General features: G+C 75.3%; 25 protein-coding genes. 13 read left to right on the forward strand and 12 right to left on the reverse strand.

Going from position 1 to position 25428, the window contains the following annotated elements; translation table 11 throughout:
* Positions 1-194: 194 nt before the first annotated feature.
* Complete coding sequence (locus tag ACFVHB_RS10830; protein ID WP_380318427.1) at positions 195-557, reverse strand: hypothetical protein; 363 nt, start codon at positions 555-557, stop codon at positions 195-197.
* Between the two features lie 163 nt (positions 558-720).
* Between ACFVHB_RS10830 and ACFVHB_RS10835 the strand changes: the two genes are divergently transcribed.
* The gene (locus tag ACFVHB_RS10835) at positions 721-1101 is read left to right on the forward strand and encodes a hypothetical protein (RefSeq protein ID WP_380318430.1); all 381 of its coding nucleotides are present in this window, start codon (positions 721-723) and stop codon (positions 1099-1101) included.
* A gap of 192 nt (positions 1102-1293) precedes the next feature.
* On the opposite strand, the gene ACFVHB_RS10840 is transcribed toward ACFVHB_RS10835, so the two are convergent.
* The 3 genes from ACFVHB_RS10840 to ACFVHB_RS10850 form a co-directional block, all read right to left on the reverse strand.
* Entirely contained in the window at positions 1294-2037 is a 744-nt protein-coding gene (locus ACFVHB_RS10840) for a hypothetical protein (RefSeq protein ID WP_380318433.1), read from the reverse strand.
* Positions 2038-2127: 90 nt separating this feature from the next.
* Positions 2128-2667: a PadR family transcriptional regulator gene (locus ACFVHB_RS10845; protein ID WP_380318436.1), complete on the reverse strand. Its 540-nt coding sequence runs from the start codon at positions 2665-2667 to the stop codon at positions 2128-2130.
* A 28-nt stretch (positions 2668-2695) separates the two neighbouring features.
* Entirely contained in the window at positions 2696-4735 is a 2040-nt protein-coding gene (locus tag ACFVHB_RS10850; protein WP_380318439.1) for an FAD-dependent oxidoreductase, read from the reverse strand.
* A 209-nt stretch (positions 4736-4944) separates the two neighbouring features.
* Here ACFVHB_RS10850 and ACFVHB_RS10855 point away from each other — a divergent pair, with 209 nt between their 5' ends.
* Positions 4945-6378: an FAD-dependent monooxygenase gene (locus ACFVHB_RS10855; RefSeq protein ID WP_380318442.1), complete on the forward strand. Its 1434-nt coding sequence runs from the start codon at positions 4945-4947 to the stop codon at positions 6376-6378.
* Positions 6379-6424: 46 nt separating this feature from the next.
* On the opposite strand, the gene ACFVHB_RS10860 is transcribed toward ACFVHB_RS10855, so the two are convergent.
* Together ACFVHB_RS10860 and ACFVHB_RS10865 are read right to left on the reverse strand one after the other, a co-directional pair.
* Positions 6425-7000 carry a TerD family protein gene (locus tag ACFVHB_RS10860; protein WP_380318445.1) on the reverse strand — a complete coding sequence of 192 codons (576 nt, stop codon included), beginning with the start codon at positions 6998-7000 and terminating at the stop codon, positions 6425-6427.
* Positions 7001-7189: 189 nt separating this feature from the next.
* Positions 7190-8161 carry a LysR substrate-binding domain-containing protein gene (locus tag ACFVHB_RS10865; protein WP_380318448.1) on the reverse strand — a complete coding sequence of 324 codons (972 nt, stop codon included), beginning with the start codon at positions 8159-8161 and terminating at the stop codon, positions 7190-7192.
* A gap of 103 nt (positions 8162-8264) precedes the next feature.
* Here ACFVHB_RS10865 and ACFVHB_RS10870 point away from each other — a divergent pair, with 103 nt between their 5' ends.
* Entirely contained in the window at positions 8265-9038 is a 774-nt protein-coding gene (locus ACFVHB_RS10870; protein WP_380318451.1) for an SDR family oxidoreductase, read from the forward strand.
* A 106-nt stretch (positions 9039-9144) separates the two neighbouring features.
* On the opposite strand, the gene ACFVHB_RS10875 is transcribed toward ACFVHB_RS10870, so the two are convergent.
* Entirely contained in the window at positions 9145-9459 is a 315-nt protein-coding gene (locus tag ACFVHB_RS10875; protein ID WP_380318454.1) for a hypothetical protein, read from the reverse strand.
* Between the two features lie 133 nt (positions 9460-9592).
* Between ACFVHB_RS10875 and ACFVHB_RS10880 the strand changes: the two genes are divergently transcribed.
* The gene (locus tag ACFVHB_RS10880; RefSeq protein WP_380318458.1) at positions 9593-9886 is read left to right on the forward strand and encodes a hypothetical protein; all 294 of its coding nucleotides are present in this window, start codon (positions 9593-9595) and stop codon (positions 9884-9886) included.
* 72 nt (positions 9887-9958) lie between these two features.
* On the opposite strand, the gene ACFVHB_RS10885 is transcribed toward ACFVHB_RS10880, so the two are convergent.
* Both ACFVHB_RS10885 and ACFVHB_RS10890 read right to left on the reverse strand, forming a co-directional pair.
* Positions 9959-11572 (reverse strand): glycerol-3-phosphate dehydrogenase/oxidase, encoded by a 1614-nt coding sequence (locus ACFVHB_RS10885; protein ID WP_380318460.1) that lies wholly within the window; start codon positions 11570-11572, stop codon positions 9959-9961.
* A gap of 181 nt (positions 11573-11753) precedes the next feature.
* Positions 11754-12362, reverse strand: coding sequence for a TetR/AcrR family transcriptional regulator (locus tag ACFVHB_RS10890; RefSeq protein WP_380318462.1), 609 nt, complete (start codon positions 12360-12362; stop codon positions 11754-11756).
* 20 nt (positions 12363-12382) lie between these two features.
* Here ACFVHB_RS10890 and ACFVHB_RS10895 point away from each other — a divergent pair, with 20 nt between their 5' ends.
* The 8 genes from ACFVHB_RS10895 to ACFVHB_RS10930 all read left to right on the forward strand — a co-directional run bounded on the left by ACFVHB_RS10895 (position 12383) and on the right by ACFVHB_RS10930 (position 20614).
* Positions 12383-14005: an FAD-binding oxidoreductase gene (locus ACFVHB_RS10895; RefSeq protein WP_380318465.1), complete on the forward strand. Its 1623-nt coding sequence runs from the start codon at positions 12383-12385 to the stop codon at positions 14003-14005.
* On the forward strand, positions 14002-14922 hold the full coding sequence (locus ACFVHB_RS10900; RefSeq protein WP_380318468.1) for a diacylglycerol kinase: 921 nt from the start codon (positions 14002-14004) through the stop codon (positions 14920-14922). The genes ACFVHB_RS10895 and ACFVHB_RS10900 overlap by 4 nt, the downstream gene beginning before the upstream one ends.
* 144 nt (positions 14923-15066) lie before the next feature.
* Positions 15067-15429, forward strand: coding sequence for a hypothetical protein (locus ACFVHB_RS10905; RefSeq protein WP_380318471.1), 363 nt, complete (start codon positions 15067-15069; stop codon positions 15427-15429).
* 1 nt (position 15430) lies between these two features.
* On the forward strand, positions 15431-16747 hold the full coding sequence (locus ACFVHB_RS10910; protein WP_380318474.1) for a tetratricopeptide repeat protein: 1317 nt from the start codon (positions 15431-15433) through the stop codon (positions 16745-16747).
* On the forward strand, positions 16740-18236 hold the full coding sequence (locus tag ACFVHB_RS10915) for a Clp protease N-terminal domain-containing protein (protein WP_380318476.1): 1497 nt from the start codon (positions 16740-16742) through the stop codon (positions 18234-18236). The genes ACFVHB_RS10910 and ACFVHB_RS10915 overlap by 8 nt, the downstream gene beginning before the upstream one ends.
* Before the next feature lie 55 nt (positions 18237-18291).
* Positions 18292-18792 (forward strand): hypothetical protein, encoded by a 501-nt coding sequence (locus ACFVHB_RS10920; RefSeq protein WP_380318479.1) that lies wholly within the window; start codon positions 18292-18294, stop codon positions 18790-18792.
* Positions 18793-19268: 476 nt separating this feature from the next.
* Positions 19269-19688 (forward strand): hypothetical protein, encoded by a 420-nt coding sequence (locus tag ACFVHB_RS10925; protein ID WP_380318482.1) that lies wholly within the window; start codon positions 19269-19271, stop codon positions 19686-19688.
* Positions 19689-19690: 2 nt separating this feature from the next.
* Complete coding sequence (locus ACFVHB_RS10930; RefSeq protein ID WP_380318622.1) at positions 19691-20614, forward strand: RNA polymerase sigma-70 factor; 924 nt, start codon at positions 19691-19693, stop codon at positions 20612-20614.
* A gap of 74 nt (positions 20615-20688) precedes the next feature.
* Here ACFVHB_RS10930 and ACFVHB_RS10935 read toward each other — a convergent pair whose 3' ends face one another.
* Positions 20689-22284, reverse strand: coding sequence for a hypothetical protein (locus tag ACFVHB_RS10935; protein ID WP_380318485.1), 1596 nt, complete (start codon positions 22282-22284; stop codon positions 20689-20691).
* Between the two features lie 368 nt (positions 22285-22652).
* On the opposite strand from ACFVHB_RS10935, the gene ACFVHB_RS10940 reads away from it, so the two are divergent.
* Positions 22653-23075 carry a hypothetical protein gene (locus tag ACFVHB_RS10940; RefSeq protein WP_380318488.1) on the forward strand — a complete coding sequence of 141 codons (423 nt, stop codon included), beginning with the start codon at positions 22653-22655 and terminating at the stop codon, positions 23073-23075.
* Between the two features lie 42 nt (positions 23076-23117).
* Here ACFVHB_RS10940 and ACFVHB_RS10945 read toward each other — a convergent pair whose 3' ends face one another.
* Both ACFVHB_RS10945 and ACFVHB_RS10950 read right to left on the reverse strand, forming a co-directional pair.
* Positions 23118-23867 (reverse strand): helix-turn-helix domain-containing protein, encoded by a 750-nt coding sequence (locus ACFVHB_RS10945; RefSeq protein ID WP_380318491.1) that lies wholly within the window; start codon positions 23865-23867, stop codon positions 23118-23120.
* A gap of 195 nt (positions 23868-24062) precedes the next feature.
* The gene (locus ACFVHB_RS10950; RefSeq protein WP_380318494.1) at positions 24063-25421 is read right to left on the reverse strand and encodes a DUF2252 domain-containing protein; all 1359 of its coding nucleotides are present in this window, start codon (positions 25419-25421) and stop codon (positions 24063-24065) included.
* Positions 25422-25428 lie beyond the last annotated feature (7 nt).

Raw genomic sequence — 25428 nt, forward strand, 5'->3', positions numbered from 1 at the left:
GGGGCGGGTGGGGGGGGGTTCCTGGGCTGGGGGGTCGCGCCCGGCCCCGGGGGGGCGGGGCCCCACCCCCTCCCGGGGGGGGCCGGGCCGGGGGTGGGGGGCGGCCCCCGCCGGGTCGCCGTTCCGGGCTCACCGCGAGCCCCCCGCCGCCGCCCCCGCCCCCGCCCCCCCGCCCCAGCACTCGGGCGCGGCCGTCAGCAGTGCGTCAGCGCCTCCTTGATGTACGGCTCGGCGGCGCGGTTCCTGAACTCGGTGGCGGGCACGATCCGCGCCGTGTGCACCGCGTCCGACAGCGCCCGGTACCCGCTGTCGGCCAGGGCGGCGGCAGCGGCCAGCTCCTCGGCCGCGCCGAGCCGGTAGAGCACCGAGTCGGCCGCGTTCAGCCCGGCGGTGTCGGAGGAGTCCGCCGGGTGTTCGGGCAGCGGGGCCCGGAGGCCGCGCAGCAGCGCGCACGCGGTCCGCGCGTCGTCCGAGGCCGCCGACGCCTTCTCCCCCGAACTGCAGGCCGAGCACGCCAGTACCAGCACCAGTGCGACGGCGGCGATGGTGTGTCTCACGGTTCCCCCTCCGAAGCGCGGTCGCGCCCCAGGAACTCTAGGCAGCGCCGACGAGGGCGGACAAGACGCCGATCACCCCTGCGGCGGGCGCTCTTGGCCACCGGTCTCCGCATCCCTACGATGAGCTGACGTGATGACACCTCGGGGGAAGGGCGGAGCCGGCGTGCCGGTGAAACGGTCGGGCAGGGGCCGCCGCCTGGCGCCCGCGTTCGCGGTCCTGGCCGCCGCCGCCCTGGCGGCCTGCACCTCCACCCCGACGCCGCAGCCGACCACGGCCGGCGGCGCCGAGACGGCCTGTTCCGTGCTCGGGCGGATTCCCGACCCGTTCCCCGCCGCGCCGACGGGCCAGGCGACCAGCCCCGCGTACGACATCAACCTCCACCGTCTCGACGCCGCCCGCATGACGGCCCGCGACGGCGCGCGCACCGACCCCGCCGGCGGCCCCCTCGCCGACGCCCTCGAAGCCGCGTACCGGTCCCTGGTGGAGGACGCCGACGTGCCCGAGGGCCAGAAGCACCTGACCGAGGCCCGCCGGTCCTGCTGACCCCGGGCCCGGGGGATTGTCGGTCATCCGCCCCTCTGCTTGCGCAGCAACTGCCCTTCTTCGCAGGTCTGATCGGGATCCTCGACCAGGCACAGGTTCACCCCGTCGCCGTCCTTCCTGAGGCTGCTGAGCCCGTAGCGCCCCCGGCGCCCCCGAGCAACTGCTCGGGGGCGCCGGGGTTTGGGGGAGGGGTCAGACCGTGGTGGTGGGGGCGGTGGTGGTGCCGGCGGGGGTGTTGAGGGTGCGTTCGGCTTTGGTGACGGCGGCGCGGTAGTAAAGGGAGGCGAGTTGGGAGTCGCCGGAGTCGCGTTGGAAGAAGCCGTAGGCCATCGCGGTGGGGCCGAAGCGTTCGACGGCGAGGTAGCCGTTGAGCTGGGTGCCGGCGAGGTCGCCGTCGAGGCGGACGGCGGGGGCGTCGGGGCGGTCGCCGAGGGTGATGGGGGTGACGGTGAAGGTCACGGTGGTGCCGGTGCCGTCGGTGAAGGTGAGGCTGTGGCAGGTGGCGAAGGCGTCGGTGACGGTGGCGAAGTCGGTGGTGAGCTTGGCGGAGTCCTCGGCGGTGAGCGACTCGGTGATCATCGGGTTGCCGCCGGGGCCGTCGAACTCGATCTCCTGGTGGGGCACTTGCGGGCTGGGCTCGGCCCCGCGCCGGTTCACCAGGGCGCGGAGGGCGTCGCAGCCGGCGACCGGGGAGGCGCCGCCGCCCGGGGAGGGGCTCGCGTCCGCCGGGATCTCGGCGAAGTCCGGGCCGAGCTCCTCGGCGGTCAGCAGGGCGGCCTTGAGCTGTTCGGCGGTGGGGAGCTGGTCGGCCGGGGCGCGCTGGACGGTGAGCGTCGGCGGTGGGGCGGAGCCGGTGGCGACGGGGGCCGTACCGAGGGTGACCACGGTGACCACGGCTGCGGCGGTGAGGGCGAGGAGAGGCCGCGAGTGGGACATGCGGGCCCCCGATCAGGAGTCGGGCAGGGACGGACGTCCAGTGTCCCACCGGGGCCCCGCGCCCGCCCGACGGGAGCACGGAACCGCAGGTCAGGACGGGTCGGCGGGGAGGGCGGCCAGGGTCTCGGTGAGCCACTGCACCCAGAAGGCCTCCAACCCGATCCCGGCGCGCAGCACGGCGTGCTGGAGCCGGTTCTCGCCGGCCGCCTTCTCGGGCGGGAAGTCCCGCCGTTCGATCTCCTCGTAGTCGGCCAACTGCGCGCGGTGAAGGGTGAGATGGCGGGTCAGTTCGGCCTCCAGGCCGGCCGTGCCGACCACGGCGGCCGCGCGCAGGCGCAGCAGCAGTGGTTCGCGCACGGCCTTGGGGTCGTCCCCGCCGGCCGTCCACCGTTCGAGTTCGGCGCGGCCGGCGGGCAGGACCTCGTACTCCTTCTTCTGGCCGCGGACCGGGCCGGGCTGCGGGAGCGCCCGGATCAGGCCGGAGGTCTCCAGCCGGCCCAGTTCGCGGTAGATCTGCTGGTGGGTGGCGGACCAGAAGAAGCCGATCGACTTGTCGAACCGCCGGGTCAGCTCCAGCCCCGAGGACGGCTTCTCCAGCAGGGCGGTGAGGATGGCGTGCGGCAGTGACATGGATCGATCCTAGGGTGGAGTGCCCGGGTCAGATCGTCGCGGCCAGTTCGGTGCCCTGCTTGATGGCGCGCTTGGCGTCGAGTTCGGCGGCCACGTCGGCGCCGCCGATCAGGTGCGGGGTGAGGCCGAGCCCACGCAGGGCGGCGTCGAGGTCGCGGCGCGGCTCCTGGCCGGTGCACAGGACGACGGTGTCGACGGGGATGAGCTGCCGTTCGCCGTCGACGGTGATGTGCAGGCCGGCGTCGTCGATCAGGTCGTAGGTGACGCCGGGGAGCATCACCACGCCGCGGTGCTTGAGTTCGGTGCGGTGGATCCAGCCGGTGGTCTTGCCCAGGCCGGCGCCGACCTTGGTGGTCTTGCGCTGCAGCAGGTGGACGCTGCGCGGGGGCTTGGGCGGCTCGGGGCGGGTGAGGCCCCCGCGCTCGCGGTACTCGGGGTCGATGCCCCACTTGCGCTGGAAGACGGGCGGGTTGAGGCTGGCCGCGTCGCCCTGGTCGGTGAGGTACTCGGCGACGTCGAAGCCGATGCCGCCGGCGCCGAGGATGGCGACCCGCTCGCCGACGGAGGCGCCGTCGCGCAGCACGTCCAGGTAGCCGAGCACGCTGGGGTGGTCGACGCCGGGCAGGTCGGCCGGGGTCCGCGGGGTGACGCCGGTGGCGAGGACGATCTCGTCGAAGCCCTCGGCGGCGAGCTGTTCGGCGGCCACGACCGCGCCGAGCCGCAGTTCGACGGCCAGTTCGGCGAGCCGGGTGCGGTAGTAGCGCAGGGTCTCGTCGAACTCCTCCTTGCCGGGGATCCGCCGGGCGACGTTCAGCTGGCCGCCGACGGTGTCGGCGGCGTCGAACAGGGTGACGTTGTGGCCGCGTTCGGCGGCGGAGACGGCGAAGGCGAGGCCGGCCGGTCCGGCGCCGACGACGCCGATCCGCTTGCGCACCTTGGTGGGGGCGAGGACGAGTTCGGTCTCGTGGCAGGCGCGCGGGTTGACCAGGCAGGAGGTGATCTGGAGGCTGAAGGTGTGGTCCAGGCAGGCCTGGTTGCAGCCGATGCAGGTGTTGATGGACGCGGCGCGGCCGTCCTGCGCCTTGACCACGAAGTCGGGGTCGGCGAGCAGCGGGCGGGCCATGGAGACCAGGTCGGCGTAGCCGTCGGCGAGCAGCTGTTCGCCGATCTCGGGGGTGTTGATCCGGTTGGTGGTGACCAGCGGGATGCCGACCGAGCCCATCAGCTTCTTGGTGACCCAGGCGTACGCGCCGCGCGGGACGGAGGTGGCGATGGTGGGGATGCGGGCCTCGTGCCAGCCGATGCCGGTGTTGATGATGGTGGCGCCGGCGGCCTCGACGGCCTGGGCGAGCCGCACGACCTCGGCGAGGGTGGAGCCGCCGGGGACGAGGTCGAGCATGGAGAGGCGGTAGACGAGGATGAAGTCGGGGCCGACCCGCTCGCGGACCCGGCGGACGATCTCGACCGGGAAGCGCATCCGGTTCTCGTACGCGCCGCCCCACTCGTCCTCGCGCTGGTTGGTGGCCGCGGCGATGAACTCGTTGATCAGGTAGCCCTCGGAGCCCATGATCTCGACGCCGTCGTAGCCGGCGCGCCGGGCGAGCTCGGCGCAGCGGGCGAAGTCCTCGATGGTCTGCTCGACCTGCTCGGCGGTGAGCGCGTTCGGCACGAACGGGCTGATCGGCGCCTGGAGGGCGCTGGGCGCGACCAGGGCGGGGTGGTAGGCGTAGCGGCCGAAGTGCAGGATCTGCAGGGCGATCCGGCCGCCGGCAGCGTGGACGGCGTCGGTGACGACGCGGTGCCGGTCGGCCTCCTCCTCGGTGGTGAGCATGGCGCCGCCGTCCCAGGGGCGGCCGGCCTCGTTGGGGGCGATGCCGCCGGTGACGATGAGGCCGACGCCGCCGCGGGCGCGCTCGGCGTAGAAGGCGGCCATCCGGTCGAAGCCGCCGGGGGCCTCTTCCAGGCCGACGTGCATCGAACCCATGATCACGCGGTTGGGGAGGGTGGTGAAGCCCAGGTCGAGCGGGCTCAGCAGGTGGGGGTAGGGCGACTGGGGGGCGGTGCTCATGGGCTGTCTCCTGGGCGGACGGCGGGGCGGCGGCGTTGTTACCACACGGTAGGGGAGGCGGCGGGCGCTATGCAACCAGTTGCATAAGCGCCCCGGGGAGCCGGGGCGCTCAGGGCCGCGGGAGGGTGGCGGTGGTACTGACGGGGTGTCAGGTCAGCGCGTATGGTCATTCCCGGACGGGGCCGGGGTGGCCCCGGGAGGGGACGGCCGTGCGGGGTGGATCGATCGCCGTGGTCGGCGGCAGCATCGCGGGGTGCGCCTTCGCCCGCGCGGCGGCCCGGGGCGGGGCGGAGCGGGTCGTGGTGCTGGAGCGCAGCCCCGGCCGGCTGGAGGACCGGGGCGTGGGGCTCTGCGTGGTCGTGGACCGCTACACCGAGCTGGTCCGGGCCGGCCACCTCGACGACGGCATCCGGCACCACCCGCTCACCGAACGGCACTGGCTGGCCCGCGACACGGGCGGCTCGCGCGGCAGGGGCGGCACGGGCGGCTCACGCGGCACGGGCGGCTCGCGCGGGCGGCCGCTGTGGACCCAGCCGCTGCTGATGCACTCGTTCCACTGGGGCGTGCTCTGGCAGGCGCTGCGCGAGCGCGCGCCGGACGGCGTCGAGTTCCGGACGGGCACCACCGTCACGGCGGTCGGCGGGGACGGTGACGCGGCCTGGCTGGAGACGGCCGGCGGCGGCCGGGAGGCGTACGACCTGGTGGTCGGCGCCGACGGCTACCGGTCGGTGGTCCGCACCGTCGTCTGCCCCGAGGCCCGGCCCGAGTACGCCGGCTACGTCTGCTGGCGCGGCAGCTTCGACGCCGGCCTGCTGGAGGGGCTGCCCGGCGGCGCGGCGCTCTGGCCCGAGCACGAGGTGATCACCGTCTGCTTCCCGGGTGGCCAGGTGGTGCTCTACCGGATCCCCGGCCTGGCCGCCGGCTCCACGCAGGTCAACTGGGTGTTCTACGCGCCCGCGCCCCGCTGGCTCCGGCCCGCCGACGCGGGCGCGGGCCGCTCCACGGCCGGTGCGGGCCCGGACGGCTCCCCGGCCGGTGCGGGCCCGGACGGCCCCAGCGGTGACAGCGGCGACAGCCAGGACAGCCGGCACGGCGCCAACCACGGCGACGGCGGGCACCTCACGTCCGATCCCGGCGGCATCCCGGCGGGCTCGCTCGACCCCGCCCGCTTCGGCGAGCTGGCCGAACTCGCCGAGCGCCACCTGCCCCCGTACTGGGCCGGGGTGGTCAACCTCACCCCGGTCGAGCGGACCTTCCTGCAGCCCATCCACGACCTGGCCACCCCGCGCCGCAGCGCCGGCCGCCTGCTGCTCGCCGGGGACGCGGCCACCCTCGTCCGCCCGCACAACACCAGCGGCGCGGCCAAGGCCCTCCAAGACGCCTGCGCCTTCGAGGAGGCGTGGCACTCCTCGGCCGGCTTCGCCGAGCTGCTGCCCGCGTACGACCGCGAGCGCGGCGAGGCCGGGCGCGCGCTGGTGGACCTGGGCCGCCGGCTCGGGCGGTTCCAGGTCACCGAGGCGCCGGACTGGTCGGCCATGGACGAGTCGGCGATGACCGCCTGGTGGCGGGAACAGCTGGCCGGAACCGGCGGGTTCGGCGGCCTCGCCCTCGGGCGGCCGCCGACCCCCCGTCAGAACCCTTGAGCCGTCGGCGCATCGAGACGACGGGCCACCTGACCCGGAGGCCGGGTCAGACGTTCACACCGTAGTCGGTGGCGATGCCGCGCAGGCCGGAGGCGTACCCCTGGCCGATGGCGCGGAACTTCCACTCGGCGCCGTTGCGGTAGAGCTCGCCGAAGACCATCGCGGTCTCGGTCGAGGCGTCCTCGGTCAGGTCGTACCGGGCGATCTCCTGGCCGTTGGCCTGGTTGACGACCCGGATGAACGCGTTGCGGACCTGGCCGAAGCTCTGCAGGCGGGCGTCGGCGTCGTAGATCGACACCGGGAACACCACCTTCGCCACGTCGGCCGGCACGGCGGACAGGTCGACCTTGATCTGCTCGTCGTCGCCGTCGCCGCCGCCGGTGAGGTTGTCGCCGCTGTGCTCGACCGAGCCCTCGGGGCTGCGCAGGTTGTTGAAGAACACGAAATGCTGGTCCGAGACGACCTTGCCGAGCGCGTCGCAGAGCAGCGCGCTGGCGTCCAGGTCGTAGTCGGCCCCGGTGGTGGTGCGCACGTCCCAGCCGAGCCCCACGATGACGGCGGTCAGCCCCGGCGCCTCCTTGGTCAGCGAGACGTTGCCACCCTTGGCCAGCGAAACACCCACGATGCCCCTCCTCGGTCGCTCTCCCTGCCGGAGAATCTACAACACTGTAGAGATCACGCGAATCCACCCGGATTGGTTCCCGGCCCCCGCCACCGCAACCCCGCGCGGCCGCCGCCGCGTCACTATCGCGCCATCGCGCCCTGACGGCGCCACATCATCCCGGCATCACGGCACCAAGGCATCACGGCATCACGGCATCACGGCACCACCGCCCGCGGCGACACCGTCGGCGCCGCCGGCGGCGGCTCCGCGCAGCAGCGCGGTGACGTGCGGCGGGAGCAGGCAGGCCTGCCGGGCCAGCAGGTCGACGAAGGCCGCGGTGAGCGGGTCCGGCCTGGTCCGGGTGTACGCGACCAGCGGGCGCCGGACCGGCGGTTCGGGCCGGCGGACGAGCCCGTCGAAGCCCGGCGGGACGAGGTTGGCCGGCACCAGGGCGGGCCCCAGTCCGGCGGCGGCGAGCAGCGGCGCGGCCGCCGTCTGCTCGGTCCGCACGGCGGCGCGCGGCCGGAAGCCGGCCTCCGCGCAGGCCCGGTCGAGCAGGTCGGCGAGGCCGTTGCCGGGCGCGTAGTGCACCCAGTCGCGCCCGGACAGGTCGGCCAGCGGCACGGACTGACGATCCATCACACTCGGGTCGGCGGACAGGTCGGCGGGCAGTGCGAGGAGGAACTCCTCGACGCCCAGCTCCCGGATCGGCCCCTCCCAGTCGGCCGGCGGCGTGCCGACCGCGACGTCCGCCTGGCCGGCCGCCATCGCGGCGCGCAGCTCGTCGTTGTGCGCGTACTCGCGCAGCCGGATCCGCACCTGCGGGTGGAGCCGGCGCCAGGCGCGCAGCACGGGCGGCAGGATCCCCAGGCTGATCGAGTAGACGGTGGCCAGCTCCAGCTCGCCGCCGTCCAGCCCGGCGGCCAGGCGCGCCGCGGTGCGCAGGCGCTCGGCGTCGGCGAGCGCCGCGCGGGCGTGCGGGAGGACGGCCCGCCCCATCGGCGTCAGCCGGACGGCGCGCGGCAGCCGCTCCAGCAGGGTGCCGCCGACGGCCTTCTCCAGCGCCCGCACCTGGTGCGAGAGAGCGGGCTGGGTGACGTGCAGGAGCTCGGCGGCGCGGGTGAAGGAGCCGGTGTCGACGACGGTCACCAGGTACTCGAGCTGTCGGAGCGTGGTCATGAAGGGAGTTTATGGGATAGCGAGAAAACAAGCCTTGGACTCATCACCGCTGGTCGGCGGAGGGTGGGTTCCGATGACATCCCCTCCCGTTCCGGAGCCCTCCATGACCACCACCTCCCCCTCCGCCTCCCCCGTCGTCCCCTCCGCCGCCACCGAGCTGGCCGGCCGCCGCGTCGTCGTGGTCGGCGCCGGTTCGCACACCGGCCGCGCGCTCGCCCAGGCCGCCTCCGCCGCGGGCGCCGAGCTGGTCCTGGCCGGGCCCGACCCGCGCAAGCTGGAGTGGACGGCCGGTGAGCTGGCCGGCCCGGCCGAGGTCGTCCCGGTGGACCTCGCCGACGAGGCGTCGATCGCCGCCCTGGCCGCCGCCACCGGCCGCTTCGACCACCTCGTGTCGACCGCCGCGATGCCCGCCAACGGCCCGCTCGCCGAGCTCGAACTCGCCGACGTCCAGCGGGCGTTCGCCGCCAAGGTGTACGGTCCGCTGCTGCTCGCCAAGCACCTGGCCGGCCAGGCCGCCACCGACGGGCCGCACGGCGCCTCGTTCACCTTCTTCTCCGGCGTCGCCGCCTGGCGCCCGGCCCCCGCCCGCACGGTGATGGCCACCACCAACGGCGCGCTCGCCTTCCTGGTGCAGGCGCTCGCGGTGGAGATCGCGCCGGTCCGGGTGAACGCCGTCTCGCCGGGCATCGTGGACAGCGGCTCCTGGGACCGCATGGGCACCGACAAGGAGCCGTTCCTGCGGGCGGTCGCCGAGAAGAACCCGGCCCGCCGGGTGGGGACGACGGACGACCTGGTCCGGGCCGTCCTGTTCGCGATGGGCAGCCCGTTCGTCACGGGCACCGTCCTGCACGTGGACGGCGGCGGCCGGCTGGCCTGAGCCGCATGGCGCGAACCTGCTGGCGTGAGCCGCATCGCGTAAGCGGGATCGCGCACGCCGGTGTTCGGTCGGGGGCGCGACGGCCGGGCGGCCCCGACCGGCCCCGTCAGAAGGCGTTCTCCCAGAAGGCGAAGACCGCGACCAACGCCTTCTTCGCCACGCACCCGGCCGTGTGCCCGAGGGCCGCGAAGACCGCGGCACAGACCGCCAGCAGGCCCGCCGAGCCGCCGGCCAGCCACCCGACGGGCTCCGGGCCGGCCAGGACGAAGAAGACCCCGGTCAGCCCCGCCATGACCGCCGCACCGAGGCCCGCGGCCTTCAGCGTCTCCCACCAGCCCACCGGGTTCGGGCCGCCGCCCTCCGGCTCGGACCGGACGACCACATGCCGGGTGGTCCCGCAGAGCTCCCTGTCGACCCGCATGGCAATCCCCCTGTGCTCCGCGACCGGCCGGTGCGCGGACTCACGCTACCGGGGCCGGCAGCGGCCTGACCAGCGGCGGAGTGAGCCCGGTCGTAGACTGGCCGTGGTTCCGCGGGGGTCTCCGGGAGGTCCCATGCGCCGTCGGTACAGCTTCCGCCTCGACCAGGACGGCCACTCCGTCGCCGTGAACGTCCGCTCGGGCTGGATCACCGAGACCGAGCTGCTGGTGGACGGCAGGGAGTGCGCGTTCCACCGCGTCCACGGCCACGGCGAGTACCCGCTCACCCTGGCCGGGCAGCTCGCCGAGGAACCGCCGCTGCCGCTCTCGGTCCGCCTGGAACGCACGGGCGCGCCGGGACACCCGCTCGCCTGCGTGCTGGAGTTGGCCGGTGCCGTCCGCCCGATGCCGGAGCACGTCGACCGCTGAGCACGTCGACCGCTGAGCACGTCGACCGCCGAGCACGTCGACCGCCGAGCACGGCCGCCCCGCCCGCGGCGCTCAGGGCCGCCGATCACCCGCCAGCGCCTCCGCGACGATCTCCTCGACCGCCGCCCGGGCCCGTTCGGCGTCCCCCGCCACCAGACCGATCCTGGTGCGGCGGTGGAGGACGTCCTCGGCGTCCAGGGCGCCCTCGTGCGTGACGGCGTAGGCGATCTCGGCCCGGGTGACGTCGATCCCGTCCGCCACCGGACCGGCCGGATCGGCCAGACCGGTCGGGCCGGTCGGGCCGGTCGGGCCCTCCGGCACGGCCGCCAGCACCTCGCGGGCCGCGCCGCCGTGCCGGGCGAGCAGGGAGGCGGGCACCGCGCCGTCGGGCGCCGGCCTGCTGTCGCGGTGGGCGGGGGCGCCGACCAGCGGCAGGCGGGCCGTCCAGCAGGCGCGGGCGGGCAGGCCGCGCAGCCGGACGGCGGTGTCCACCGCGTCCTCGGCCATCCGCCGGTAGGTGGTGAGCTTGCCGCCGACCACCGTGATCACGCCGGACGGGGACTCCAGTACCGCGTGCTGCCGGGAGAGGTCGGCGGTGGCGCCGTCGCCGGTGTCGATCAGCGGCCGCAGCCCGGCGTACGCACCGCGCACGTCGGCCCTGGTCAGCGCGGTCTGCAGGGCGGCGTTGACGGTGTCGAGGAGGAACGTCAGCTCCCCCTCGGTGGGCTGCGGCTCGTCCGGGACCGGGCCGGGCGCGTCCTCGTCGGTCAGACCGATCGCGACCCGGCCGAGCTGCTGCGGCAGCGCGAAGACGAAGCGGCTGGTGGAGCCGGGCACGGGCACGGTGAGCGCGGCGGTCGGCCGGCCGAGCGCGGCCGCGTCCACCACCAGGTGGGTGCCGCGGCTGGGCCGCAGCCGGATCGACGGGTCCACCTCGCCCGCCCAGACGCCGGTGGCGTTGACCACCGCGCGGGCGGTGAGGGTGAGGGACTCGCCGGTGCGGTCGTCGGTCAGCCGCGCCGAGGTGCCGGTGACCCGCTCCGCCCGGACCCTGGTCAGCACGGTCGCGCCGTACTGCGCCGCCGTCCGGGCGAGTGCGACCACCAGCCGCGCGTCGTCGACGAGTTGGCCGTCGTGCGCGACCAGCGCGCCGGCCAGGCCGGCCGTCCGGACGCCGGGCACCAGCGCCCTGGTCCGCTCGGCGTCCACCCGGCGGACCCGGGGCAGCAGCGTGCCCGGGGTGCCCGCGCTCAGCCGCAGCGCGTCGCCCGCGACGAAGCCGGCGCGCACCAGGGAGGCTTGCCCGCGGCGCAGCAACCCCGGGAGCAGCGGGACGAGTTGGGGCAGCGGGCGGACCAGGTGCGGGGCGGTGCGGGTCATCAGCACGCCGCGTTCGAGCGCGCTCTCCCGGGCCACGCCGATCCGCCCGGAGGCGAGGTAGCGCAAGCCGCCGTGGACCAGCTTGGAGCTCCAGCGGCTGGTGCCGAAGGCGAGGTCGCGGGCCTCCACCAGGACGGTGGAGAGTCCGCGCGCGGCCGCGTCCAGGGCGACGCCGGCGCCGGTCACCCCGCCGCCGATCACCAGTAGGTCGACGGCCGGGCCGGACGCCAGCAGGTCGAGCCCCAACTCCCGGCGCCGGGCGGTGAGTCGGGTGGTTCCGGCGAAGGGCCCGGGCTTGCTGGTCATCTGCTGCCTCCGTTGCTGTTGCCGCCGTCTGCCACGCCGGGGAGACCCGCTGCCGCCGCGCCCCCGGTCTCGTCCCCGTCCCCACCCCGGCTCACGGTCTCGCCCCCGGCCCGGGTCACGGTCTCGCGCCCGCCCCCGCCCCCGGCCCCGGCCCGGCGCACGGCCCCGCCCCCGGCCCGGCTCACGGCGCGAGGTATCCGTCCAGCGCCCGGGCGAGTTCGCGCCGCCAGGCCGCCTCCGGCAGCAGCGCGGCGACCATCCGGTGCGACTGGACCGTGGACTGGGCGATCAGGAGCACCATCGCCGCCAGCTCGACCGGCTCGCCGGCCCGGATCGAGCCGTGCGCCTGCCCCTGCTCGATGCCGGCGCGCAGCGCCTCCAGCAGGCCGCGCTGGCTGGTGCCGAGCCGCTCCACCACGTACTCGAAGAGCGTGTCGGAGTCGGCCGAGCGCAGCAGCGCGCCGAGCACCGGGTGGTCGCGCAGCCGGACGGCGACCTCGACGACCCCGTCCACGAAGGCCGCCCGGTCCTCGCCGGTGAGGGTGACCGTCTCCTGGGTCGCGCGGATCTCGCGGGTGAGCAGCGCCCCGATCACCGCCCGCACGTCCGGCCAGCGCCGGTAGACGGTCGGGCGGCTGACCCCGGCGCGGCGGGCGATCTCGGCCAGCTGGGTCCGGCGCACGCCGAGGTGGACGATCAGCTCGGCGGCGGCGTCGAGGATCGCGTCGTCGGTGCTGCGGGGCTCCGGGGCGCCCCCGGGGCCGTCTGGGCTCGCGTTACTACTTGACATGATGTGTGAAACTGTAACGCATGGCACCTGAGACGCAAGCGGGACCGGCCGGAGCCGCGTTGCCGCTCCCCCCGATGAAGTGGGACGCCTGGGGCGACCCGGCCCTCGCCAAGGAGCTGTCCGCCGAGATCAAGGGGCTGCTGGCCGCCGCCCTCGGCGTCACCGGCGACGCGGCCCCCGGCCCCTCCGCCGACGAGGTCGTCCTGCGGCCCTCGGCCCTCACCGAGGCGGACCTCAAGGCCCTCGCCGCCGTCGTCGGCCACGCCCACGTGAGCGCCGCCGACGCGGACCGCCTCCCCCGGGCCGGCGGCAAGTCCACCCCCGACCTGCTGCGCCGCCGCAGCCGCGAGCCGCAGGACGCGCCGGACGCCGTCGTGCTGCCCGGCACCGAGGACGAGATCGCCGCCCTGCTCGCGCTCTGCGCCGAACGCCGGATCGCCGTCGTCCCGTTCGGCGGCGGCACCAGCGTCGTCGGCGGCCTGGACCCGGAGCGCGGCACCTTCGCCGCCGTGATCTCGCTCGACCTGCGCCGCTTCGACCAGCTGCTCGGCCTGGACGAGACCTCCGGCGAGGCCGTCCTCGGCGCCGGCCTGACCGGGCCCGCGGCCGAGTCCCTGCTCGCCGGGCACGGCTTCGAACTCGGCCACTACCCGCAGAGCTTCCGCTTCGCCACCATCGGCGGCTTCGCGGCCACCCGCTCCTCCGGTCAGGACTCGGCCGGCCACGGGCGCTTCGACGAGATGGTGCGCGGCCTGCGCGTCGTCACCCCCGCGGGCGTGCTCGACCTCGGCCGCGCCCCCGCCTCCGCCGCCGGCCCCGACCTGCGCGAGCTGTTCCTCGGCTCGGAGGGCACACTCGGCGTGATCACCGCCGTCCGGGTGCGCGTGCACCCGGTGCCGGCCGTCAAGGCCTACGAGGCGTGGTCGTTCCCGGACTTCGGCACCGGCGCGGCCGCCCTGCGCGCGGTCGAGCAGCAGGGCACCGGACCGACCGTCATCCGGCTCTCCGACGAGGCCGAGACGATGGTCAACCTGGCGATGACGGAGAAGATCGGCGGCGAGCCGGCCGTCACCGGCTGCCTGGCGGTCACCGTCTTCGAGGGCGGCGCCGAACAGGTCGCCGCCCGGCACCAGTCGACCCGCGCCGCCCTGCTGGCGGCCGGCGGCACCTCGCTCGGCGAGGCTCCCGCCCGGGCCTGGGAGCACGGCCGGTTCAGCGCCCCCTACCTGCGGGACTCGCTGCTCGCCGCCGGCGCGCTCTGCGAAACCCTCGAAACCGCCACCGACTGGCGCCGGCTCGCCGACCTGCGCTTCGCCGTCACCACCGCGCTGACCGAGGCGCTGCCCGGCGCGCTCGTGCTCTGCCACGTCTCGCACGTCTACCCGACCGGCGCCTCGCTCTACTTCACCGTGGTCGCCGCCCTCGGCGAGGACCCGCTCACCCGGTGGGCCGCCGCCAAGCGCGCCGCCGGGGACGCCATCCTCGCCAACGGCGGCACGATCACCCACCACCACGCCGTCGGGGCCGACCACCGGCCGTGGATGACCGACGAGATCGGCGAGTTGGGCGTGCGCATCCTGCGCGCGGTCAAGGCCGAACTCGACCCGGCGGGCATCCTCAACCCCGGCAAGCTGATCCCATGACCGGCGCGAGACGCGGCGTGCGCCGGGTCGTCCTGCTCACCAACCCGGCCGCGGCCGCCGGCCACGCCGCACCGGCGGCCCGCCGCGCAGCCGCGCGGCTGCGCGCGCTGGGCGTCGAGGTCGACGAGCAGCAGGGCGCCTCGCCGGAGGAGTCCCACCTCCTCGCCCGCGCCGCCGTGGCCTCCGGTTCGGTTGACGCCCTGGTGGTGGTCGGCGGGGACGGCATGATCAACCTCGGCCTCCAGGCGACCGCCGGCACCGACGTGCCGCTCGGCGTCGTCCCCGCCGGCACCGGCAACGACCACGCCCGCGCGTACGGCCTGCCGCGCGACACCCCCGAGGCCGCGGCCGAGGTGATCGCCGCCGGGCACACCCGCGCCGTGGACCTCGGGCGGGTGACGGCCGCCGACGGAACGTCCCGCTGGTTCGGCTCGGTCCTCGCCAGCGGCTTCGACTCCCTGGTCAGCGACCGCACCAACCGGCTCCGCTGGCCGCGCGGCCGGATGCGCTACAACCTCGCCATCCTAGTCGAGTTCGCCAACCTCCGCCCGCTGCCGTTCCGGATCACCCTCGCCGACGGGACGGTGATCGAACGCGACCTCACGCTCGCCGCCGTCGGCAACACCGGCAGCTACGGCGGCGGCATGCTCATCTGCCCCACCGCCGATCCCGCCGACGGCCTGCTCGACCTCACCCTGGTCGACGCCATGCCCCGGCTGCGGATCGCCCGCTTCTTCCCCACCCTGTTCAAGGGGACGCATGTGCGACGACCGGAGGTCACGACCCACCGCACCACCTCGCTGCGGATCGAGTCGGCGGGCATCACGGCCTACGCGGACGGCGAGTTCATGTCCGCCCTGCCGGTCGAGGTGTCGGTCGTGCCCCGGTCGCTCCGGCTGCTGGTCCCCCCGGGCTGAGCCGTCACCACCGGGGTGGGCCGGCCCACCCCGGTGGTGGCACAACGGATGCGCCCTCCTTCCGTGTCGTGGCACCCGAACCGTCCCGGTGTCAGTAGACTCCGGCCTCGACTTCGTTCATCTGCAGGCCAATTGGGGGGCGCTGTGGACGTGCACATCGCGGTGACCGGCGAACGGACCGCGGCCGAGGCCGAGTCGCTCGCCGACTGGCTCCGGGGGGAACCGGGCCTCGCCGGCGTCACCCTGACCGGCGCCAAGCCCGCTCCGGGCGAACTCGGCTCGGTGGCCGACCTGGTGACGGTGGCCGCCGGGGCCGGCGGCGCCCTCACGGTGCTGGCCGCCTCGCTGCGCACCTGGTTCGCCCAGCCCCGGCGCAGCGACGTCCGGTTGAAGATCCGCCGACCCGGCGGGGAGACGGTGGAGCTCGACGCCAAACGGGTGCGCGGCGAGGACGTGGCGGCCATCCTGCGCCACGTCCTGGACGGCAGCGCGTCCGAGCAGGAGTGACGTGCGCCTTCCGGATCCCCGGCGGTCCCGGATCGTCCTGATCGGCGCCGGCACGTACAGCGATCCCCGATTGCCCGACCTCGATGCGGTCCGGCGGACGATCACCGACCTCGCGGGCGTGTTCACCGACCCGTCGCACGGACTCGTTCCCGGCGAACACTGCACGGTGGTGCTGGACGACGGTGACCTCCGGACCGTCGGCCAGCGGGTTCGCGCGGCCGCCAAGGAGGCCGAGGACCTGCTGCTCGTCTACTACGCCGGGCACGGGCTGGTCGCCGGCCGCCGCCACGACCTCTACCTGGCCCTGCCGGACAGCGAGTTCGAGGCGCCGGAGTTCAGCTCCCTGGAGTACGACAAGTTGCGCAGCGCCGTGCTCGACAGCCGCGCCGCCGCCAAGCTCATCGTCCTGGACTGCTGCTTCTCCGGCCGGGTCGTCACCGACGCGATGGCCGGCGGCGAGGGTGAGCGGCTCAACCAGCTGGCGGTGGAGGGGACGTACGTCCTCACCTCGGCCCAGCGCGACCAGGTCGCGCTGTCGCTCCCCGGCGAGGACCACACCGCCTTCTCCGGACGGCTGATCCGGCTGCTGCGGGAGGGCGTGGCCGGCGGGCCCGAACTCCTCACCGTGGACGACCTGTACCAACAGCTCGCCGCCACGATGACCGCCGAAGGCCTACCGCTGCCGCTTAACCGCGCCACCCGAACAGCCAGTCGGATCGCCCTCGGCGTCAACCGGGCCTATGCCGCGGTGGCCGGGCCGGAGCTGCTGAGGCGACTCGCCGCGGCCGTCGCCCAGGGCAAGTCCGGCGACTGGAAGGGCGCTTCGGAGGATCTGCGGAGCGTCGTGGAGGAGCAGACCCGGATCCTCGGCGCCGAACACGAGGACACCCTGCGCGGCCGGCAGTCCCACGCGCACAGCCTCGGCGGCGCCGGCGACCCGGCCGAGGCGGCGCGCCTGCTGTGGCACGTCCTCGCAGACCACCTACGCCTACTCGGCCCCGACCACGAGGACACCCTGCGCAGCCGGCAGTTCCTCGCCGTCAACCTCGGCGAAGCCGGCCACCGGGAGGAGGCGGTCAGCATGCTGCGCGTCCTGCTCGCCGACCGCAGCCGTGTCCTGGGCGCCGAGCATCCGCACACCCTGCGCACCCGGCACCTCCTCGCCCGCAACCTGGCCCTCACCGGAGAGGCGGAGGAAACGGCGGCGCTGCTACGGCAGTTGGTGGCGGAGCGGGAGCGCGTGCTGAGCGCGGATCACGAGCACACCCAACGGGCCCGCGCAGACCTGGCGAAGTTGGAGGGCGGACACGGTGTTTGAGAGGTTCACCGACCATGCACGGCAGATCATCGTCCTGGCCCAGGAGGAAGCCCGGATGCGCTGCCACCAGGCCATCGACACGGAACACCTTCTTCTGGGACTGACCCACCAGCAGGGCAGCTCGGGCGTGAGGACCTTGGAGGCCCTGGGCATCTCGCTGGAAGCCGTGCGCCGTCAGGTCGCGGAGCACAACCCGCAAGGCCGCGAGCCGTCTCCGACGGAGCACATTCCCTTCACGACCCCCGCGAAGAAGGTCCTGGAGATGGCGCTCCGCGAGGCGCTGCTCCTCAACCACAACTACATCGGCACGGAGCACTTGCTGCTGGGCCTGATCCGTGAGCACTACGGCCTGGCTGCCCGGATCCTCATCCAGGCCGGCGCCGACCTCGACCGGACACGAGAGAGGGTGACGGCCGTCCTGACCGGTCCGCCGCCGATCATCTCCCCGCCCAGCCTCACACCGCTGCTGGACGGGTGCACCCGCGACCTCGGCCGGGAGGCGGGTGCCCATGAACTCGCCCCGGTGATCGGCCGGACGGACGAGATCGAGCGGATAGCCCGGGTCCTCTCCCGTCATCGGCGGAACGTCCCGCTGCTGGTCGGCGATCCCGGGGTGGGGAAGGCCAGCGTGGTCTCCGCCCTGGCACACGCCATCGCCGCCGGCAACGCACCGGCGACGCTCGCCGGCCGAAGCATCCGCTCGCTCGACGCCGGCATCCTGTTCACCGATCCCCAACACCAAGGACGCTTCGCCGCGTTGATGTCCGGCCTGCTCCGCGAGGTTCAACGCGGTGAAGGCGTCATCCTCTTCCTCAACCATGCGTTCACCGTCCTGCACGCGGCCAATGGCCGGGCCGCGGCGCTGGCGTTCTTCCGGCCCCTCCTCGGCACCCCCGGGGTCGCCGTCATCGCGGCCTGCACCACGGCGGAGTACCGCCGCCGGGACCCCGACCCGGGCCTCGACCTGCTGCTCCAGCGGCTCGAGATCGCCGAACTCCCGGACGGCGAACTGCAGGAGGTCCTCGTGCAGGCCCGTCCCCGGCTGGAGCGGCACCACGGCGTGGTGATCGCGGACGAGGCGCTCCGGGCCTCGGTCGAGCTCGCGCGGGAACGCCTGCCCGGCCAGGCCCTGCCGGGCTCGGCGATCGACCTGCTCGACCAGGCGAGCGCGGTGGCGGGGGCGCGCCGGGCCGACGCGCAGGTCGACCCGGTGGCGGAGGAGTACGAAGAGCGGATCGCCCAGAGCCGGCGTCATGCGGACTCCGCCCGGGCGTCACAGGACGGCCAACTGGAAAGCCACTACGAAGAGCGGATCGAGCACTGGTCCGCCGCCCTCGCCCTGCACCGTCGGACCACCGCCGAGCAGGTGCCGGCCCGGCGCGTCACCGCCGCCGAGGTGACCGAGGCGCTCGCCCTCCTCGCCGGTCTCCCGCAGGCGCCCGTGGCCGAGCCCGTGCCGCACGACCCCTACGTCTGGACGATGAGCTGACGCCCCCGCACGAAAAGTCGGACCGGTCGACTTCCGGTGCGGATACCGTCCCCCGATGGACAGCCCCCCGATGGACACTCCCCCGCGCCCCTGCCGCGCCCACGGACCCGGTCTCGACCCGGCCGCCCTGGTCGGCCGGCGGCTGACGGGCGTGGTCGCGGCCTGGCACGTGTACGAGGGGCGGCGCGACCCGGTACCGGTCGACGTGTGGCTCGTCGACGACTCCGGCGGCTCCACCCGCGTGTCGAGCGGCACGGACTGGTGCCTCGTCGTAGAGGCGTCCGCGCCGTACGAGGGGTACGACATGGACGAGTGGGGCCTCATCGAGGTCGAGCCGGGCGACCACCTGGCGCCGTTCGCCCGCCACCTCGGCGAGCCGGTCCGCGGTGCGCGCGAGGAGTTCGAACCGATGACCGGCCGGATCGCGATCGAACTGGACTTCCCCTCGGGCGGCCTCCGCTGCGAGAGCCGGGACGGTGACGTCCTGCTCCGCGCTCTCGGCCGTCCGGAGCCGCCTGGCGCGGCGCGGGGCGGGGTCCCGGGGGCCGGATCCTAGGGCAGGGCCGGTCCGGCGGGGCCGGCTGTCACAGGGCCGGCGTCCGGCCGCGGGCGTGGCCCAAGGCGGGCTGCCCGGCGGCGTCCCAGGACCCGGCGGCAGCCGGATGACGGCGGGGCCGGGCCGAGCCCGCGTCCCCGGCCGAGGGGTTCCGCTCCCGTGCACCGGGTTCCCGCCCCCCAGCACCGCCGGCCTGCCGTACGGCGTGGCCGCCGGTGCGGACCGCGGGATCTGGTGCACCGAGCACCTCGGCAGCGCGATCGGCCGGCTCGACCCCGATGGCGGACCTCGTGACCCGTCCCGTCGTACCCGGCACCGCCCACGTCGCCTCGTGGCCGCCGGACCCGCACGCCGGTGGCGACACCGCCCGCCGTCTGCGCCCACGTCACGGCCCGCCCGATGTCACAACCGGGCGGGCTGCGTCGTCTCGGGTGTCGGAGGAGGTCACGGACCTCCGGCTGGGGAAGGTGATGATCATGCGGGTGTTCGTGGCGGGCGGCTCCGGGGTGCCGGGGCGGCGGCTGGTGCCGCAGGTCGTGGCGCGGGATCACCGGGTGACGGCGACGACGCCGAGCGCGGCCGGGCTGGGCCCGCCGCGGGGCCTCGGCGCCGACGGGGTCGTGAGGAGGGGGCCGGACGCGGAGTCGGCCGGCGGGGCGGTGGCCGGGGCCCGGCCGGACGTGCTCGTGCACCGGACGAGCGCGATCCCCGCGTGCGCGGGGGCGAGGCCGCCGCTGCGGATCCCCGTCCGGCCGGCCCGGCTGCCGGCCGGCGACCAGGCGGTGGTGAGGATGACCGAGGGGCGCGGCTCCTCCGACGCCAGGGCCGAGCGGGAGCTCGGCCGGCGGCTGCGCCACCCGTCGTGGCGGCAGGGCTTCCGGGAGGGGCTGGCGTGACCGTGACCGAGACGGAGGAGTTCGAGGAGCTGCGGCCGCTGCTGTTCTCGATCGCGTACCGGATCCTCGGCAGCGTGGGCGAGGCCGAGGACGCCGTCCAGGAGACCTGGCTGCGCTACGAGCTGTCCGGGACGGCGCCCGCCTCGCCGAAGGCGTTCCTGTCGGCCGTGGTCACCCGGATCTCGATCGACGTGCTGCGGTCGGCCCGCGTCCGGCGGGAGGAGTACGTCGGGCCGTGGTTCCCCGAGCCGCTGCTGGCCGACCCGTACGAGGACCCGGAGCGCTCGGCGGAGCTGGCCGACTCGCTGTCGATGGCGGCGTTGCTGCTGTTGGAGCGGCTGTCCCCGCTGGAGCGGGCGGTGTTCGTGCTGCGGGAGGTGTTCGGGTTCGGGTTCCCGGAGGTCGCCTCGGCGGTGGGGCGTTCGGAGGCGGCGTGCCGTCAGCTCGCCGTGCGGGCGCGCCGGCACATGGACGACGGCCGGCCGCGGTTCGAGGCCGATCGGAGGGAGCGGGAGGAGCTCGCCGAGCGGTTCTTCGCGGCGTTCCGGGAGGGGGACGTCCACGGGCTGCGGGAGCTGCTCGCCGCCGACGTCCAGCTGGTCGGCGACGGCGGGGGCAAGGCCCCGCAGTGGGGCAAGGGCGTCAGCGGCGCCGACAACGTGGCCCGGCTGCTCGGCGTGCTCGGCGCGCCGTTCGCCCGGATCGGCGGCTTCGTGGAGCCGCACGAGGTGAACGGCCAGCCGGGCGCGATCTTCCGCGACCGGGACGGCAAGGTGATCAACACCTGGGCGTTCGACATCCTCGACGGCCGGATCCGGACGATCCGCACGGTGCTCAACCCCGACAAGCTCGGGCACGTCGGCCCGGTGGCGGACGCCTGGGCGGTCGTCCGCGAGACCCAGCGGGCCCGCCGCTCGGAGGACTGACCGGCGCGGAACGCGCCCTGCCCCGGTGCGAGGACCGGGGCAGGGCGTACGTCGGAGCGCCTCGGCTCCCGCGGTCAGCTCTTCGGGCTCGCCGAGGGGAGCGCGCCGGACAGCAGCGGCCACTCGCGGTGGAACGCCGGCAGCGGCAGCTTGCCCTCGATGATCGGGGTGCCGAAGACCTTCAGGTGCGCGGTGAGCGCGCCGTTCAGGTCGACGCCGCCCAGCAGCGCCCAACTGCCCTGCAGCTGCGGCGAACCGCCCGGGACGTCGACCGCCAGCGAGCCGTCCGCCTGGGCCTTCAGGTAGGGGGCGACGGTGGCCTCGACGCCGACCGTGTCGTAGAGGCCGACGCTGACCTCGGCGGCGAGGGCCGCGCGGGCGGCCGCCTTGCCGGAGAGGCGCACGTGCACCGGGGAGACCTTGGTGTCGGCCGCGTCGGTGGACGAGGTCCAGCCGCGGCCGCCGGTGTAGTCGGCGTGGACGGCCCAGGTGCCGGTGACCTCCTGCTCGGCCTCGACGTGGATCTTGCCGTCGGCGCCGATCTCCAGGTAGCAGGTCAGGCCGAGGTTCACCACGATCGGCAGGCCGGCGACGGTGATGACCGGGCTGGCCTGCAGCTTGGCGAAGGGCAGCCGGATCGGCGCGGAGCCGGTGCTGCGCGCGAGGTCCCCGCTGACCTTCCACTGGGCGTGCGCGCCCAGGTCGAAGCCGATCGACGCGGTGCGCGGGCTGCCGACGCCGGCGCCGTGGTAGGCGAAGTGCAGGGCGGGGTGCAGCTGGAGCGCGGCGGAGGCGTCGGCGCTCAGGCCCTCGGGGAGCGGGATCGGCGCCTTGACGTCGACCTCCAGGGTGCCGGAGGCGTCGGCCTTCGTGGTGCCGTTCTCCCGGGAGACGGTCGCCTTGAGGTCCTTGACCAGCGGCGTCACCTTGATCCCCTGCGGGTCCACGGGGACCTCGCCGTCCGCCTCGCTGTTGCCGAGCAGCTCGGAGAGGGTCGCCGGGCGGGTCGCCACGGTGACGGCGCCGCCGCCCGCCGACTTGACGCCCGTCACCGCGACCAGCGCGCCCTGCGGCGCGGCCGCGGTCGGCGGGCTGGCGAGGAGCTGGCCGGGCTTGACGGCGTCGGCCGGGGTGGCCGCTGCGCCGGGGGTCGCCGCGGCGGTGGCCGACGGCGTGGCGGCGGGCGTCGTGGCGGCGGGCGCGGACGGCGCCGTGGGCGCGGACGGCGCCGTGGGCGCGGACGGCGCGGCGGCCGACAGGACGGCCGTACCGGCGGCCGGGTCGTACGCGGTCAGCTGGAGGTTCTTCGCCTCCGGGGCGACGGCCGCGCCGTCCTTGCCCGGCGTGCCGATGGCGGCCTGCTGCGCGCCCGGCTGGGCGGGCGCGACCGGCAGGGTGCCGGCCACCGGACGCCCGGCGGCGCCGGGGGACGGCGAGGCGGCCGCGGCGGTCGTGCTCGGCGCGGGGGCGTGCGGCGCACCGGAGGGCCGCGCCTTGGCCGGGCCCGCCGCGGCGGTGGCGGAGGCCGTGGCGGCCGCGCCGTCCGTCGCGCCGGCCACGGTGATCGGGGAGGCCTGCTGCGCGCCGGACGTCGGGCCGCACGCAGCGACGCCGAGCAGCAACAGCGATACGAGGGCAGGGCGGACCGCCGTGCCGAGGGGACTCTTCAACAGGACTCTTTCGAACCGGCGGCGGCCGCGCACGCGACCGCCCGGGACCAGTGGGTTCGGCAGCGGCTCGAACGGCCGCGCCCACCGTCATGTTACTGACGAGGAATAAGCTTGTCGAAGACATGCAAACGGTGAAGACCGCACCAAGTGAGCGTCAACTCGCCTGACTCCAAAGGTCATTGACGGTTCGCCGGTCGACGGACCCGGACCTTCGGCGGGTGTCCGCCCGGCAGCGTTCCGCCGGTCGGCGGGCCGCCACCCCCGCCGGTCGACCGGGTCATTCCCCGCCGGGAATTGTCGCCCTCACCCCGCCCCCGCAGGATGGCTCCCGTCCGGACACACCGCCGACACAACGCGAGGAGCGCACCATGACCGCCGTCACCGCCCAGGAGATCGCCGACCGCTACATCGCCCTCTGGACCGAGCCCGACCCGGCGCTGCGCCGCAAGGCCATCGAGCTGGTCTGGGCGGAGGGCGGCGTCCACCTGCTCCAGCCTCCGGTGGAGATCCGCGACCGGGCCGCCGAACTCGGCTTCGCGGACACCGTCCTGGAGGCGTCGGGGCACGACGCCATCGAGGCCCGGGTCGCCCGCAGCTACCATGAGTTCGTCGCGCCCGGGGAGTTCACCTTCCGCGCCCGGGACACCGCGGTCCGGCTCCGCGACTGCGTCCGGTTCACCTGGGAGATGGTCCCCGTCGGCGGTGGCGAGGCCGTGGGCGGCGGGACGGAGGTCCTGCTGCTGGACGACGAGGACCGGGTCACCACCGACTACATGTTCCCCGGGGCCTGAGGGGGCGCGCCGGCCGGCAGCGGGCGGCCGGGCGGCCGCGCGCTACGACCTGGCGTCACCCGCCGCCCGCAGTGCGGCGGCGGTCGCCTCGTCCGCGGGCAGGAAGGCCTCCAGCTTCAGCTCCGCGAGCGTGATGTCGACCGCGGTGGCGAAGGTGGTGACGGTGGTCATCAGGTGGAGGTCGCCGCGCGAGCTGCGCAGGTGCAGCGGCACGGCGAAGCCGAGGTGATCGGCACCGGGCTCCCCCAGGTCCGGTACGTACGAGGCGAGTTCCCGGTGCAGCTCGCCCAGGTGGGCGGTCCGCTCGACGATGTGACGGGCCCAGGCCGCGAAGTTGAGGATGCGCGGGGCCATGCCGTCGGGGTGGAGGGCGAGGCGGTAGGCGTTGGTGCCGGGGCCGACCAGCCCGGGGGCGGCGCCCTCGGTGATCAGGTCGAGGCCGGCATTGGCGGCGACCACGTCGCCCCGGCGGTCCACCACCACGGCGGGGTAGGGCAGATGGCCGGCCAGGATGTCGTCGATGGCCGACCGGACCGGGGCGAGGTCGGGCCCGTCCAGCGGGCTCTCGGGATAGGCGGGGGCGTAACCGGCCGACAGCAGGAGCTCGTTGCGCTCGCGCAGCGGAAGGTCCAGCGACTCGGCGAGCCGGACCACCATGCCCCGCCCCGGCACCGAGCGGCCGGACTCGATGAAGCTGAGATGGCGCTGGGTGGTCCCGGCCCGGGTGGCGAGGTCGAGTTGGCTGATCCGGCTGCGGGTGCGGCGCTCGCGGAGCGTCTGGGGAAAGTCCACCTGCCAGTTCTAACCGCTGCGGCCGCGGGACGGCCACACCCTTTTCCCGGGGTCGTCGCGGCACCGGCCCCGGCCGGGATCGCCGCCAGGGCGTGGCCGCCGGGATCGCCGGCAGGACGGGGGCCGCCGGGATCGCCCGCGTCCTGGTCGCGGGCGGGCCGGGCGGCCGCCGGCACCGCCTGAGCGGATGTCGCGTCAGACGCCCTTCTTCGCGGCCACCGTGCCGTCGGCGATGGCGGCCACCAGGGCCGCGTGGTCGGTCACCGTCTGGTCGGCGTAGCGGACGGCGAAGTCGGCGATCGCCTCGGCGAAGGTGTCGGCGGTGCCGAGGTAGCCGGTGATGGCGAGGCGGTCGCCGGAGCGGGCGTGGGCGCGGGCCAGCGCGCGGCCGCAGAGGTCGGCGTAGCCGCGCAGGACGGCCGGGGTCATGCCGGCGACGTCCGCCGAGCCCTTCATGTCGCGCAGTTGGCGGCCGTAGAAGTGGCGGCCGGCCGTGCCGGTGGTCCAGCCGAGGAAGATGTCGCTGGCGGCCTGCATCAGGTGCTGGCCGGTGACCACGCGGCGGCCGCCGTGCGCGACGGGCACCTCGGCCTGCGGTCGGGCGGGCAGGTGGTCCTCCAGCACCGAGCGGCCGGCCTCCTTGATCTGGAGGAAGAGCGGGTCGTTGTCGTCGCGGCCCTCCAGCAGGACGATGAAGCACCGGGTGCCGACACTGCCGACGCCGACCACCTTGCGGGCCGCGTCCACGAACCGGAACCGGTCGAGCAGGACGCGGCGGTCCTCGGCCAGGGTGGCCCGGTAGTCGCTGAAGACCTTGCCGACCTGCCGGAGTTCGTTCCTCGGCAGCGGCTCGATCAGCGGCGGGTCGCTGATGATCCGGCGCCGGCCGTTCTCGGCGGTCTCGGTGAGCTTGCCGAACGCCTGCATGCTGGTGCGGCGGCGGGCGCGTTCGAGATTGGCCTCGGCCTTCGCGCGCTGACCGCGCTTGCGGATCAGCGGGAGCACGTCCTCGGTGTCGATCCGGGCGTACCAGACGTCGAGCTCGCCCATCCCGGCCAGCCGGCGGATCGCGGTGGCGTAGCCCTGGACGGCGCTGAACGCGGCCCGGCGGACGCGCGCCTCGTCGTGCCCGTTGTCGCGGGCGGCGACGGCCACGCTGGCGGCGAGCCGTTTGACGTCCCACTCGAACGGGCCGGGGTAGGTCTCGTCGAAGTCGTTGAGGTCGAAGAGCAGTGCGCGCTCCGGCGAGGCGTACACGCCGAAGTTCAACAGGTGGGCGTCGCCGCAGAGTTGGACGGTGATACCGGTGTCCGGGCCGGCCGCGAGGTCGGCGGCCATGACGGCTGCGGCGCCGCGCAGGAAGGTGAACGGGGTGTCGGCCATCCGCCCGTACCGGATCGGCAGCAGCTCGGCGACCCGGTCGGCGCCCTGCTGTTCCAGGACGCGGACCGGGTCGGGGCGGTCCGCGGCGGGGATCCAGCGGCCGTGGGCGGAGCGGGAGACCCGGTCGCGGGCGGCCCGGCCGCGCCGGCGGCGTTCGGCGGGACTGGTCATGCGCGGC

The organism is Kitasatospora sp. NPDC127111 (genome assembly GCF_042677465.1).
Lineage (GTDB): Bacteria > Actinomycetota > Actinomycetes > Streptomycetales > Streptomycetaceae > Kitasatospora.